The organism is Mesobacillus sp. (genome assembly GCF_047739415.1).
Classification (GTDB): domain Bacteria; phylum Bacillota; class Bacilli; order Bacillales; family Cytobacillaceae; genus Mesobacillus.
Window position 1 is genome coordinate 1 of record NZ_JBIQOE010000221.1, and the last position, 13,727, is coordinate 13,727.

Here is a 13,727-nt window from a genome sequence, read left to right on the forward strand (position 1 = left end):
TTGTGCTTCACTTGACATTTGAATACCTCCAATATTTCTTCTTATACATTGATTATAGAAGCACTTCTAAATAAGTTTGAAGTTTTCCTTCCACTTTTAGCTTCTTGCCATATTCACTCTGCAATGCAACTTTCTTGTCTTTTCTTCTAATGTAGCGTTTAAAGGCATCTGTGATGATCTGTAAATCTATCTTATTATGCTTTCGCAAGATATCACATAATGTCCTTTCCATGTTATAAGCTCTCACTGTATTCCCTGTAGGTGTTTTTACTTCTACAACTCCAAGCTTATACAATTCCATAATGACACGATTGCACTTCACGTTATCGCTTTTTACAGTTGAAGTATTGTAATTATGAGGAAAGGTCATTTGAAATTTTGCTGGCGTCATGTCGGTTAAATCAAATAAATAAAGTGAAGTAGCACCAGAAAAAATCCCTCGTTTATAACGAACTTGGAGATTATACATTTCATCTTCACTTGATCCAACCAGTTGATATACGCCTCGTCCTGTCCTTTCTAACAAACCTGTATCCACCATATATTTTAGATTGCCACGTGAAATTCCTGCTTTTGTTACTTCTGAAGCAGTTATGACACCATTATTATTTTTGATCATTTCCATAATGAACTCAGTTCTTGGCATAACACACCTTCTCTCAAAAATAAAGAAAGACTCTACGCGTATAATTATTGCCCACTTATGCATAAAAGTCAAAACGTATTCACTAAAATTTCTTGTTCAAAACTTTATAAGCGAAACATAGTTTTTGAGCTTTTTGTCTTGATAATATCTATATTGAACTCCCTCAGTTTAATAAGACATGGGGACGGTTCTTGGGTCTCACTCGGGAAGCAAAATAGCGATTCAATCTGTGCTTTGGTCACCACTAAAAGAGCCTTTTCCGTCAATGGATAAGGCTCTCATTTTTTGCAAGTCCAGCTAAGCATTTGCCAATGAAAGCTAGATTATTGTCAATCATATTTTTATGCAGCTTCGATAATACTACCTAAGTTTGCTTTTTTAATAATTTGAGTATCCAATGTGGATAGATCACAAGAAAATTCGATACTAACCCACCACTGTGGAGAAGAATCAGGGCGGATTTCTTTTATTGTTAAAGTGATGTTAGCTTTGTTTGCAATTAATGAATTTATGGCCTCAGCATAAAATCCTGGTACATAACCAAGATGCAACCCAGAGTTTGTTTCTATTCGAACAGCTCGTGAATCTTTGGGATTAGTAGGTTCAGGTAAAAGAAACAGCTTTTCATTTTCATGGATTAATGAGTACCAGGAACCTGGCAGTTTGCGGTGACGCATTCCGTTAATATAAAAATGGGTTTGAAGAACATTATTCTTCATACGCAAAGGCTGTTCAAAGGAATACGTGTCGCCTGACAAGATTCCACGGGTCGCTTTTAGTATAGCCATTCGATCAGGATGAGCCGGAAGTCCAAGATCCGTTATAATTTCTTTAAAGTCTTCCCTTTCTATGGAGGGGATTCGTCGGTCGAAGGTTGGAAATAAGTTTTCTGACTTATACTCTTTTTCTAGAATAGGAAATGAAGGATGTAAATGATATCCATTTCGCAAAGCCTCTTGTACTGTTCGGTGGCTATTCTCATGGTGTGTGTATGTGAAAGTATAATAATTCCCATCAAAGCTAAGGGTGCCTACATGATAATATAATAAATTTGTTTTATTTTGCCAAATTACCAATAAAGAATTAATACTACTCATGATTATCACCCCTTAGTATTGTTAGGATTTTATTCAATCTAAATAAAATAAATTTTTTGAGGAATTCTTTTCTCACTGTGGAAATTAACGGCATTGCATCTATAAAAAAATTATATTCATTAAAGTTGAATTTCTCAAGTTTTTGGATAACCCTTGCTGTCTCGTCTGGGAAAAAATCATTACAGCTATGGAGGATATCTTTTGCTTTTAGAGGTGCTTGGGTATCCTCGATCAATCCAGCTTTAACCTTAGTATTCTTAAAATATTTATTTAATTTGGCATCCGAATCATTCATTACCCTAAGTTGTTCATCAGATAATTGCCATCCTAGGGATGCACCATTATCATAAAGAGGACCAAAAAATGGGGAGTTGTCTTTAAATAGGAGTTGCCAGTTATAAGGGTGCCTATCTTGATTACCAATTAAGATATCATATACTTGCATATTAACAAAATCCTCTTTCATGACTTGGAATAACGAGAAGTTTTGAATAACGGTGAAGCAGTCAACAGTCAATATTTCACTTCTTTTCTCGCTATTCTGGATGCTCTTATAATCCTCTAATTCAGCTTCAAGCAATGTGGCTCCCGGCTCTCCAAAATCCGCATCATATTGTTTAACAAAATGAAGCATTAGACACCCTCTTTTTCCTTTCCTATATGCAACTTCCGCTTGAATTGTCTTTAACCCTAACAGTTTCGCAATTTGTGCAGCTACTATCTCATTTACATCTTCCCAGTTAATCCGGTCTTTGAACTCTCTTGGGTATTTAATGATGTATTGAGTTCCATCTGGTGAACTCAATTCCTCTTTGCTTAGAGTACTCTTCTCCCCATAACTTTCAAAAAACCACTCCGAAACATCTCGCAACAAAATTTACTTACCTCCTTTCCCTCCTTTTTTAAATTGTCTCTTTATTATAATCAATTGAAAGATGATCATCATTAGTTTGTTATAGTTGTGTCCGGATTATTTTCACCTGCATTACACAATGTTATAGACATCATGGTTCTTTCTTCTCATTCGGGAAGGAAAATGTCTGTTCAATCAGTTAAACTAGGTCTAGTAAAAAGCCTTATCCACAGAAGATAAGGCCCCTCCTTTTATGCAAGTACAATCTTCGCAACCGCTTCGCAATGGCTGGAGTGTATGTGGCAACACACGAGGTGTTGGTGGGTTTATCAACATCTATAAACCTTTTTCTCAATAAACACCTTGCTTAAACAAACGCACCCGTTTAATCATTAGACCACATTCAAGGATGCCACAGTAATAATATACGAAGTTCTCCCCTTAACGTAAAGGCAAACCCTGGGATAAAATATATTTTGTTGTACTGACAAAATCCTTACCTGAGGGAAATATCACATCCAGGTCGTCAACAGCTATCATAGTAGACTAAAAGGATGAATACAACGATCTAAGGTGTTGCAACGAAGTATCTAACAATTATCTTACCTGTATACTTAGGTCATTAGAGCAGGTTAATTTGATTACTCGTTATCTACATATTTTGTATAATTAGATAGAGGCTTTAAACTGGAGGGAATTTATGACTACAAATAAGGACTACATTCGTTATATTCGGGGAAAAGTGGGGCACGAGTTAATATTTCTCAACTTTGCTGGAGGTATAGTTTACAACGAACGAAATGAAATTCTTTTACAAAAACGGGGAGATAGAAATGAGTGGGGTTTGCCAGGTGGTGCTATGGAACTTGGAGAATCTCTTGAAGAAACCGCTAAACGAGAAATACTTGAGGAGACTGGATTAAATGTTAAGGTTGAACATCTTATTGGTGTCTACTCTAAATATTCTGGTGAGTTTCCGAACGGAGATAAAGCTCAGACTATCACTCATTTTTTTCAATGCAAGCCAATTGATGGGGAACTTAATGCAGATGGTATTGAGACTTTAGAATTAAAATACTTCCCATTAAACCAAATACCGAAATTATTTACAAAACAACACGAAGATGCCTTAGAAGATTGGCTTTCCAAAAGAAAAGGTGTATTTAAATAAGGTAATCTACGAAATCAATACTTCTCCATTAATCCTTCAGAACAATGATAAGGCAACAACCACGAGGGTTAGTTGCCTTCTCTTAAAATGAGTTGCGACACACACTCGACGTGTGTCGTCTGCGGAAACATGTCTACAGGCTGGACTTCAACGGTCTTATATCCGCCATCCTCTAGAATTCGGAGGTCCCTAGCCAATGTAGCCGGGTTACATGACACGTACACAACTTTTTTCGGTTTCATGTTGATGATGGTCTGCAGCAAAGCTTCGTCGCAGCCTTTTCGAGGTGGATCAACTACTAGCACATCGGCGCTGTTTCCTTCTTCGTACCATGCCGGTATGACTGTTTCGGCTTCGCCGACAGCGAATTCGGCGTTTGAGATGCCGTTCAGTTCGGCGTTTCGTTTTGCGTCTTCGATGGCTTCGGGAACGATTTCGACGCCGAATACCTTTTTTGCTTTTTGCGCTAAAAATAACGAGATGGTTCCGATGCCGCAGTATGCGTCAATCACGGATTCTTCGCCAGTAAGTTCTGCGTATTCGAGAGCTTTGTCGTAGAGCACCTTTGTCTGTTCAGGATTTACCTGGTAGAACGAACGCGCGGAGATGGCGAACTTTATGTCTCCGATGTAATCATAGATCACTTCGCTGCCCCAGAGGACCTCAGTTTTATCTCCCATGATGACATTCGTTTTCTTTGAATTAATGTTATGGACGATTGATTTTACCTTTGGCAGTCTTGCGATGATCTCCTCGACCAGTTTGTTTCGCTGAGGAATCTCATTCGTCCTGGTCACAATAACAACCATCACCTCGCCCGTTTGCCTGCCGTAGCGGGCCATGATGTGCCGAAGCACGCCTTTATGGTTTTCCTCATTATAAGGCTGGATCCCGAGCTCGCTGGCGATTTCTTTTACCGCCTTGATTGCTTCGTTGATTTCATCCAGGTGCAGTAGGCTCTCGTCTGTATCGACAATTTCGTGGCTGCGTGGCTTGAAGAAGCCTGCAATTAGTTTGCCATCCTTCTCCCCGACTGGCACCTGTGCTTTATTCCGGTAATGCCACGGGTTGTCCATTCCCAAAATCGGGTGTACCACAACATCCTCAAGCCTGCCGATCCTTGTTAGCACTTGTTTTACCTGGTTCTCTTTATACTTAAGCTGCCCTTCATAACTGATATGCTGCAGCTGGCAGCCGCCGTACTTATGGGCCTCCTCAGCCGGGCACTCGACACGGAATGTGCTTTTCTCGAGAATCTCCATTAGGCGTCCGAAGCCGTAACCCTTATTCACCTTGGTCACTTTGATTTTTGCTTTTTCGCCGGGAAGTCCGCCCTGGACAAAAATCGGGTAGCCGTCAACCTTGGCCACACCCGCACCATCATGCGTCAAATCCTCAAATATCACATCTATAAAATCGTTCTTTTTTACCGGGATTGTTTTACTCATCATTTCAAGTCCTTTGCTGTGAATTAGCTAAGTCAGATTTTATCATATTGAAACAGGGATTGCGAAAGGCATTGCCATGATTTCTAAAACAGAGGTGCAAGACGGCAAGCCATTTTGCACCTTTTTCAAACATATTACCAGCCCTGCGGCCCATACCCTCCGGACCACGGTGCCGACTGGTATCCATATCCGCCAATGCCCGATGTCCCCTGGTAACCATAAGGTCCATAACCGGGGACACCCTGGTAACCATATCCCCCAGGGCCTCCCTGGAAGCCATAGCCTCCATAGCCCGAACCGCCCGGATATCCGTATCCTCCAAAACCGGCTCCTCCTGGGTATCCGTAGCCAGCGCCATTAATCAGTTGTCCTCCCAGATAGCCTATCCCAGCACCTAATAAACCAGCCGCCAGCGTTCCGGCAGCGCCAGTTCCGTAGGATCGAGGATCATGGATATAACGCATGTTATGTGAATGCATATACATTAAATTGTCCCCTCTCTATGGGTGTTTATAATGTCCCTTTATCACCTTATGTGAGATTGGGCAAATGGTTTGGGTTATTGGCCTATTCTTTATGAATTTGGGCATGCATTTACAGGTTATATAGGTACACTACTATCTCTTCATCTCAGATTACGAATAAGATAGTAAAAAAAGAGGGAGATGAACATGGAAGAACTTGAACTTAAAATTAAAGAATTGGTGATGAAAATCGAGGAATTGGAAAGCTTGCAGGAAAATTTTCAACAATCAATCCAGAGTCAGCTGGATAATAACGATGTCCGGACTCTAATGGATCAGGTTCTGGACGAAAAGGAATTTGTTACCCTGCCAGACATGGAACAAAGATTAAGCAAAAGCCAGGTACAATTGATCAAGTGGATTGTCGGAACGGGGATAAGCTCGATTTCCATCATTATTGCTCTTTTTGAATTCTTAAAATGAAAAAGCGGAGGAATAATCCATCCGCTTTCATTTTTACTGTACAGTGAATTCCTTCGACACTTCGTACTTCTTCCCGTCTTTTGGAGTCATCCACACAGTAAGAGTATATTCGCCTTGTTCAAGCGACAACTCATGGAGATCGATTTCATATGTCAACGACTCACCCTGCTTCAACTTTTCCTCCCCCAATGCCTGCAAAAAGGATGCGACACTTGAGAATAGGAAAACCTCTTTGCCATCCTTCGTTTTTACCGAGTAATCGTATCTTTGCGAGCTCGTAAATTCCATAGTCACTTCTTCTTCCGTCTGATTCTTCACTTCATATTGAAAAATTAACGGGCTTTCCTCTAACAGACTTGCAGCCACTTCTCCCGCCACGATTCCGGCACCTCCCTTATCCTGATTATTATTCGAAACCTGGTTCTCCGTTCCACAACCAGTCATCAGCAACCCAAGCAGCAATATCATTAATAATTTTTTCATCGCCCGACCCTCCTGTTGATTGAACTCTTCATTATATTTGTCAGGAGAATGCTTCAAAAGGTTACACTCATTGATAAACTAAATAACCTATTTTTAAACAAAAAGGAGAAGTGCCTGTGCACCTCTCCTATCATTTAAGCTCTTTTATACTTTTTATCAAAATATTGCTGCAGTCCGTTGCTGGTCATTGAAAATGCAAAGATAGTCAAACCGATAGCAAGTGTTCCGGTGATTGGCAGCCATGGATGCGACCAGATATGTTGAGTGATATCCACAAAGTAGGTTGGCCACACATTGGAAGCGTTCAGCGTCTTATACCCTCCACTAAGCTGGGAAACGAATTCAACACTTAGGAAGATTTCGATGATTCCGAGCTGGCCGATGAGAAACAGCGTTCTCGCCAAATCTGAGAAGAACTGGACGATGAAAGAGGGTCTCAACGGCGGCCAGTAATAGTTTTTCAGCATTGTCAACGGCGATGAGCCCGAGACAATCCCTGCTTCCACATAAGGTCTTTTTGAAATTTCAACCATCCCCTGGTAGAAAATATCTGCGACCCTCCCCACTTCAATCATCGCCAGCACAATCAAGATCCAAAGGTATCGGTTATCCGAAAATAGGATAAATGGAGTTCCGATAATTAAAATGACAAAGAAAATCGGTGGCATGAATGAAAACAATCGGTTCCAGATAATCAGGATTCGATGAAAGAATCGCGAATAAAAACTTGCCATCGCCAATGGAATCGCAATGATATAACGGACCAGGACGATAGCGAGGATGGTTAACAGTGTTTCTTTCGTCCCCAGCAGCAGCCTGCTTAATAAATCGACGCCATTATGGTCCGAGCCAATCGGAAAACCCGCCGATGGTGCAAATGGAGGAAGCTCAAACCCTCCACCTTCCTTTTGCCTCATAACCGTATCTTTTAAAGAAGTATCCACGAACGGAAGATAAGGTGCAATAAAAGCAACGACCACTAGAAAAGACAATATGATCAAGCCAAATATTAGTGATTTATTCATGATTCATCTCCTGGGAAGTTGGGGTCACAAGACTCTTAAAAACCTGTGTAATCAGATTCGAAACCAAAATAATCGAAGCAAAAAAAATAGTATAACCGACCGCTGACACTCCATCCACCATGATCTCCAGACCAATCTTGAAGCCTGTGCCCCTCAGTACCGCATCATACAAACCATTCGCTGCCCCCTGGAAATTCATTAATTTTTCAACAATAAACAGGTTCGATAATACATAGAGTGTGATGGTATTGGAGTGAGCCAGAATTCTCGGCAACGAGTTTTTCAAGATATGCATGAACAGGATTTTCATTCCGGAAGTTCCTTTAGACCGCGCAGTTCGAATGTAGTCGTTCCCTTGTTGCTCTTGCAAACTTACATTAGTGATATTCGCAAGGTAGAAAACAGGATAAATCATCAAAAATAGAATACCAACTACATAGGTTTCGAGTTTTTCACTGCCATATAAGGTCACATGGAAGAACAAACCTTTTTCATATAAATACATCAGGCCAATCTGGGTGACGATGATGAAAAAAAGATCCGGCATCGAGATGAACAGCCACGTCGTCCCATTCCCAAGGAAGTTCAGTTTTCTCCTCTGCATCCGAAAATCGAAAATTCCCTTTAAAACTCCAAGAATATAAGCCAAAATCAAAGTAGGAACTATCAAAAGCAAACTCTTCCACGCCTTGCCTCCAATCCGTTCGGCATATGACTGGCCAGGGACAAACTCTCCAAGATCTGGATTTGCTTTCACATAAGCAAAGAAACCCGTGATATTTTTCATGTGTGTGTCCAAATTATAATCGTAGCTCGCTGATATGAACTGTCCGCCCTGCCCAGTCTCAAAATCCGTCGTACCCGGCAAAAATAAAATCCCGATAAACAAAAATACACAGACGATCCATAACACAACCTGCTCGATTGCCTTTTTAAAATAAACCATGAAGCCTCCTGATGGACTGTATTTTATTGAGAAGCGTATCAACTAAACTCTAATATTATAAAAAGCTGCCTGAAAGCAGCTCGCAATACACACAACTACTTGGTCACTATTAATCTCCCAAACCCTCATAATGCAGCCCTTTATCAGGCAACTCTGCATTTGGTACACCAACGGTTACCTGCTTGATTCCTTGATCGGTGACAGAATAACCGTAAATCCAGCCCTGCTCATTCTCGAATCTCACTTCCATATGATATGGATTATAATTTCGGCTCGTCCGATAGCTGATACTGAATTCTTCCCCCGGATACCTCTTTTCAAGGTATTCAGTCAGCTGCTCGGATTTAACACCAAGATGATAGTTAATCCAAAGAGGCCGAATTGCAAAAAACGCCAGCTCCATGACTATGACAATCACAATCATTTTTAAAGCGATATTCCGCTTCTTCTTGGGCAAAAAGTAAGTAACCCCCAAAAGCATCAACACTAAAGCCAAAGCTGACAAAATCTCAATAACCGTAATCGGATGCATCAAATCACCAGCTTTCTTTGGACACTAGTTATATTTTACCATTTTTAATTTTTCTGAAAAGTATTATTTAAATTTTGATGTTGAAAGAGTTAACGCTTTCGAGCATATATCCTTTCTTTATATACCAGGCTTCTTCATTTCTTCTCCTGACCAGGCACATATCACTTCTTTATGTGCCCCGTTTCTTCTTTTCCTCGCCTAACCGGAAACATTTCCTTCCTTTATGTGACCCGTATCTGCTCTTCCCAGCCTAACCGGGAACTTTTCACTTCTTTATGTGCCCCGTTTCTGCTCTTCCTCGCCTAACCGGGAACATTTCCTTCCTTTATGTGACCCGTTTCTCCTTTTCTCGCCTAACCGGGAACTTTTCACTTCTTTATGTGACCCGTTTCTGCTCTTCCTCGCCTAACCGGGCACATTTCCTTCCTTTATGTGACCGGTTTCCCCTTTTCTTCTCCTGACCGGGCACACATCGCTTTTTATATGACCGTACCTTGATCAGAAACTGGTGCAACAATAAACAAGCAAATTCTCTATGATCATCCAAAAAAAGACGAAGCCCGCGGGCTTCGTCTCTTCTTAATGTACCTTTTTCTTATACATATACAAAAATGCTTTGATCATAAAATAGCTGACCTCATCAGGCAAAAGTTCCTTGATTGGCTTTAACCTGTCGCGGCCGGCTTCTTCAACGGCTCGCTCGAGGTCTTCGATATGCTCAGCAGGAATCAGCAAGGCATAATCGACTTCCATTCCTTGCTGGATGCACTGGATCAGGTGATTTTCGACCGTGCTCTCTACCAGCTCGCGCTCCCCGGCGATCTCAGCGATGGTCTTTCCCGCCTGATGCAGCTTGTACGTTTCAAGATGGGAATCGCCAATGGCTTTTTTCGCCGGCTTCCTGGCCGGCTCCGCAATGGTATTCATCACCGGCTGGCGCTCCGGATGCTCTTCACAGAACTCGATAATCCGCTGAATGAAAGGGGCACCATACTTCTGCAATTTGTGTTCTCCCACTCCAGCCACATTGAGGAACTCCGCATCCGTCAGCGGCAGTTTCAGGCACATATCCTTCAACGAGGAATCAGAGAATATCACAAACGGCGGGACCTTTTCCGCGGCTGCTACATTTCTCCGCAACTCACGCAACTCTTCAAACAACGGATCATCATTTGAAACCTGCTTGACCTTAACAGCTTCCTTCCTGAACACCTTTGTCTTGCCAAGCAAAACATCCTTCCCTTTTTCCGGTACATAAATCGTCGGATACGTTCCATGTTCGACTCCGATGAGCTCCTGTGAAATCAGGAATTCGATCAGGTCATTGATCTGCTTGGCATTCCGGTCTTTCATCAATCCGTAAGTCGGCAATTTATCAAGGCGGAACTCGAGGACTTTTTTATTCCTTGAGCCCGTCAAAACATTGGCTGTCATTGCCTTTCCGTATTTCTGGCCCATCCGGATGATGCACGAGAGTACCATCTGCGCATCCTTCGTGACATCCTCCGTTTCCCGGGAATCCGTACAATTGCCGCAGCGTCCGCACGGCTCCGTCTCTGTCTCGCCAAAATAATGCAGAATATAGGATTGCAGGCATTCCTCGGTATGGCAGTAACCGACCATTTGCTGCAATTTTTCCAGCTCAGCCCCTATTCGTTCGCGATCGGCGGACTGGTCAATCAAAAAGCGCTGAACCTGGACATCCTGCGAAGAATAAAGCACGGTACATTCGCTGTCCAGGCCGTCACGACCGGCACGGCCAGCTTCCTGATAGTAGCTCTCCATATTCTTCGGCAGCTGGAAGTGGAGAACATATCTGATATTGCTTTTATCGATGCCCATTCCGAAAGCCGATGTCGCAACCATCACGGTCGCTTCATCCTGCAAAAATCGTTCCTGTTCTCTGTTGCGATCTTCATCGTTCATGCCCGCGTGGTAGCGCGCAGCATCGAAACCTTCCTTCTGCAGCCATTCATACAGTTGATCGACGATTTTCCTTGTCGCCGCATAAATGATGCCGGCTTCCTTTTCGTTCTTTTTGATAAAATCCCTTAGATACGCCTGGCGGTCCTGGCCTTTTACCACAGAAAAACTGAGGTTGCTGCGCTCAAACCCGGTAATCACCGAATTCTCAGGGTTTATTTTTAACGAAGCGCAAATGTCTTCCCGTACTTTAGGAGTTGCTGTTGCCGTCAGGGCGAGCACGATCGGCTTTCTAGGCAGGCGGTCAGCAAGTCCGGAAATCTGCAGGTAGCTGGGGCGGAAATCATGTCCCCATTGAGAAATACAGTGCGCTTCATCAACAGCGATCAGAGGGATATCCATGTCCTGCAGGTCATCGACGAACTCCCAGGATCCTAGCCGCTCGGGAGCGATGTACAACAGCTTGTACTTTCCGTTCCTGGTGTCATCCATACGGGCCGCAGCTTCACCGGCAGTCAGCGAGCTATTGATGTACGTTGCCGGAATGCCAAGCTGAGTGAGCGTATCGACCTGGTCCTTCATCAGGGAGATCAGTGGAGAAATGACGATGGTTGTCCCAGGCAGCACGAGCGCCGGGATTTGATAGACAATCGATTTTCCGCCTCCAGTCGGCATGACACAGACGGTATTTTCACCTTCGAGCACAGATGAGATTGCCTGTTCCTGCCCCAGCCGGAATGAGGAATAGCCAAAATGGTTTTGCAATAATTCATGGGCTTTTTGCAGCATAGCGAGGTGGCTCCTTTCAGTGAGAAAATGTGAGGATTTTAGAGGGTTGCTCTTTCATTTTAACAGATAACCCTAGAAGAACGACAATAAAAAAATGCCATGCTCCTATAAGAAGCATGGCACAGTTTATTCTGCCATCAACAATGGCTCTACAATATTATGCCGTGGCAGCACAATTCGTATGGTTGTACCTTCCCCCGGCTGGCTTTCAATATTAATGCTGCCCTGATGAAGGTCGATGATTCGTTTGCAGGTTAGCAAACCCAGTCCTGTTCCTTTTTCCTTCGTTGAATAAAAAGGCTCGAAAAGGCGATTGAATCTTGATTCCGATATTCCGCAGCCTTTATCAGAGACGGTGATCATTACGGACTCAGCACTCATCTCTTCCAAGCTTACCCCGATAAAATGGCCGTTGTTCTCCGTGGCTTCTATCGCGTTTTGCAGAATATTGATCAGGACTTGTTTTATCTGATTCCCATCACAATTCAAATTGATTTGTACTTCCGCTTCTAATTCAATGTTAATGCTTTTCAAATTGGCCTGCGGTCCCATGAATTGGATACAGTCCCTCAACAGTTTATTTATGTTTGTATATTGAAAACGAACATTCTCCTTCGGTTTGGCAATGAACATGAACTCATTGACGATTTGATTGATTCGCTCCATCTCATCCAGCATGATATCAAGATACGGAATCAACTTTTGATCCGTAACGCTTTCTTTGACGATTTTAGCAAAGCCTTTCAACGAGGTGAGCGGATTCCGGATTTCATGCGCTATCCCAGCTGCAAGCTCCCCAACTACAGATAGCTTCTCCATTTGCTGGGCCTGCTTCTCCCTTATTTTTTCCTTCGTTATATCGATGGTTGTCCCGATGACCTCAACCGTCTCTCCATTTACACGGATTGGATTCAGAACAGCTAAATAATGGATTCCGCCAACGCTTCCTTCATAGTTAACCTGCTCACCATTCCACGCCTTTTCGTAAAAAACCTCTTTGCGCTTTACCTGGTCAGCCGGCAAAAATCCCGTCAAAGACCTTCCGATGACAAGATCAGGGCAAAGACCCACCTTTTCTATAAGCTTGCCTTCAATGAAAGTATGGATGAATTGATTGTCTTTTTTAATGAATTTAAATATGAAGCCTGTTTCCCTCGGTATGAATTGTTCATAATCTACTGCGCTACACTCGTCATTCACACGGCAACACCCTTAGAAAAGATTCGTTCTTTAATAATTCTGTATCCTTAGGAGAAATCCTTTGTATAATACAGGGAATTCATATCAAATTTATAGATTCATTTACTTAAAAAAGCTGCCTTCCATCCCGGGAAAGCAGCCTGACATTACATATTCTCTCCAGTCATCTCCATGACCTTCTCTTTCACTTCTTCTATATTGCGCATTTTGTTGTCCCAGCATTTCTGGCTGAGGTCGACAGGGTATTCTTCGGGATTGAGCATACGTGTGTATTCTTCCCATAGAACCCCGAGGCAGTATTTAGAATGCTTGCGGACTTCTTCCAGGCTCGGCTGGGTATACACAAGCTTGCCCTCCTTGAAGATATCGTGATGCAAATCCCGTGCGTCAAAATTGGTAACGAATTTGCTGATAAAGGTATGGACCGGGTGGAACATCTTCAGGCGCTTTTCCTGCTGTGGATTTTCACCCTCAAGCGCGATATAGTCCCCTTCAGAGCGATTATTGGCTTTGTTGATGATCCTGTAAACATTTTTGATGCCAGGGGTTGTCACTTTCTCCGGATTGGAGGAAATCTTGATTGTGTCCTCCATCGTGCCGTCAGCCCGCTCGACTGAGACAATTTTATAAACAGCGCCAAGGGCAGCCTGTTCGTAAGCGGTGATCA

General features: G+C 42.7%; 13 protein-coding genes and 1 pseudogene. 2 read left to right on the forward strand and 12 right to left on the reverse strand.

Translation table 11 applies throughout. The annotated features are described in order from the left end of the window. Positions 1-52 precede the first annotated feature (52 nt). The 3 genes from ACH0QE_RS17800 to ACH0QE_RS17810 all read right to left on the reverse strand — a co-directional run bounded on the left by ACH0QE_RS17800 (position 53) and on the right by ACH0QE_RS17810 (position 2,617). Positions 53-646 carry a type IV toxin-antitoxin system AbiEi family antitoxin domain-containing protein gene (locus ACH0QE_RS17800; RefSeq protein ID WP_415801836.1) on the reverse strand — a complete coding sequence of 198 codons (594 nt, stop codon included), beginning with the start codon at positions 644-646 and terminating at the stop codon, positions 53-55. A gap of 341 nt (positions 647-987) precedes the next feature. After that, positions 988-1,743 (reverse strand): HIRAN domain-containing protein, encoded by a 756-nt coding sequence (locus ACH0QE_RS17805; RefSeq protein WP_415801837.1) that lies wholly within the window; start codon positions 1,741-1,743, stop codon positions 988-990. Beyond that, positions 1,736-2,617 carry a HipA domain-containing protein gene (locus ACH0QE_RS17810; RefSeq protein ID WP_415801838.1) on the reverse strand — a complete coding sequence of 294 codons (882 nt, stop codon included), beginning with the start codon at positions 2,615-2,617 and terminating at the stop codon, positions 1,736-1,738. The genes ACH0QE_RS17805 and ACH0QE_RS17810 overlap by 8 nt, the downstream gene beginning before the upstream one ends. A gap of 679 nt (positions 2,618-3,296) precedes the next feature. Between ACH0QE_RS17810 and ACH0QE_RS17815 the strand changes: the two genes are divergently transcribed. Next, a complete protein-coding gene (locus ACH0QE_RS17815) occupies positions 3,297-3,767 on the forward strand; it encodes an NUDIX hydrolase (protein WP_041967356.1) in 471 nt (156 codons plus the stop codon). Between the two features lie 68 nt (positions 3,768-3,835). Here the strand turns inward: ACH0QE_RS17815 and rlmD are convergent, their stop codons facing one another. Further along, positions 3,836-5,215, reverse strand: coding sequence for a 23S rRNA (uracil(1939)-C(5))-methyltransferase RlmD (gene rlmD / locus ACH0QE_RS17820; RefSeq protein WP_415801839.1), 1,380 nt, complete (start codon positions 5,213-5,215; stop codon positions 3,836-3,838). Positions 5,216-5,349: 134 nt separating this feature from the next. Further along, positions 5,350-5,700 carry a hypothetical protein gene (locus tag ACH0QE_RS17825; RefSeq protein ID WP_415801840.1) on the reverse strand — a complete coding sequence of 117 codons (351 nt, stop codon included), beginning with the start codon at positions 5,698-5,700 and terminating at the stop codon, positions 5,350-5,352. A gap of 186 nt (positions 5,701-5,886) precedes the next feature. Here ACH0QE_RS17825 and ACH0QE_RS17830 point away from each other — a divergent pair, with 186 nt between their 5' ends. Next, positions 5,887-6,162 (forward strand): hypothetical protein, encoded by a 276-nt coding sequence (locus ACH0QE_RS17830; protein WP_415801841.1) that lies wholly within the window; start codon positions 5,887-5,889, stop codon positions 6,160-6,162. A 33-nt stretch (positions 6,163-6,195) separates the two neighbouring features. On the opposite strand, the gene ACH0QE_RS17835 is transcribed toward ACH0QE_RS17830, so the two are convergent. From ACH0QE_RS17835 to ACH0QE_RS17865, 7 genes and pseudogenes are all read right to left on the reverse strand, one after another. Then, positions 6,196-6,645 carry a BsuPI-related putative proteinase inhibitor gene (locus tag ACH0QE_RS17835; protein ID WP_415801843.1) on the reverse strand — a complete coding sequence of 150 codons (450 nt, stop codon included), beginning with the start codon at positions 6,643-6,645 and terminating at the stop codon, positions 6,196-6,198. A gap of 134 nt (positions 6,646-6,779) precedes the next feature. Next, positions 6,780-7,670: an ABC transporter permease subunit gene (locus ACH0QE_RS17840; protein ID WP_415801844.1), complete on the reverse strand. Its 891-nt coding sequence runs from the start codon at positions 7,668-7,670 to the stop codon at positions 6,780-6,782. After that, positions 7,663-8,616 (reverse strand): ABC transporter permease subunit, encoded by a 954-nt coding sequence (locus ACH0QE_RS17845; protein ID WP_415801845.1) that lies wholly within the window; start codon positions 8,614-8,616, stop codon positions 7,663-7,665. Before ACH0QE_RS17845 ends, ACH0QE_RS17840 begins: the two co-directional genes overlap by 8 nt. Positions 8,617-8,725: 109 nt before the next feature. After that, entirely contained in the window at positions 8,726-9,148 is a 423-nt protein-coding gene (locus ACH0QE_RS17850; RefSeq protein WP_415801846.1) for a hypothetical protein, read from the reverse strand. Positions 9,149-9,727: 579 nt separating this feature from the next. Beyond that, entirely contained in the window at positions 9,728-11,860 is a 2,133-nt protein-coding gene (gene recQ / locus ACH0QE_RS17855; RefSeq protein WP_415801847.1) for a DNA helicase RecQ, read from the reverse strand. A gap of 126 nt (positions 11,861-11,986) precedes the next feature. Then, positions 11,987-13,060 carry an ATP-binding protein gene (locus ACH0QE_RS17860; protein WP_415801848.1) on the reverse strand — a complete coding sequence of 358 codons (1,074 nt, stop codon included), beginning with the start codon at positions 13,058-13,060 and terminating at the stop codon, positions 11,987-11,989. Positions 13,061-13,206: 146 nt separating this feature from the next. Further along, a pseudogene (locus tag ACH0QE_RS17865) lies at positions 13,207-13,727 on the reverse strand (nicotinate phosphoribosyltransferase); the annotation flags it as partial.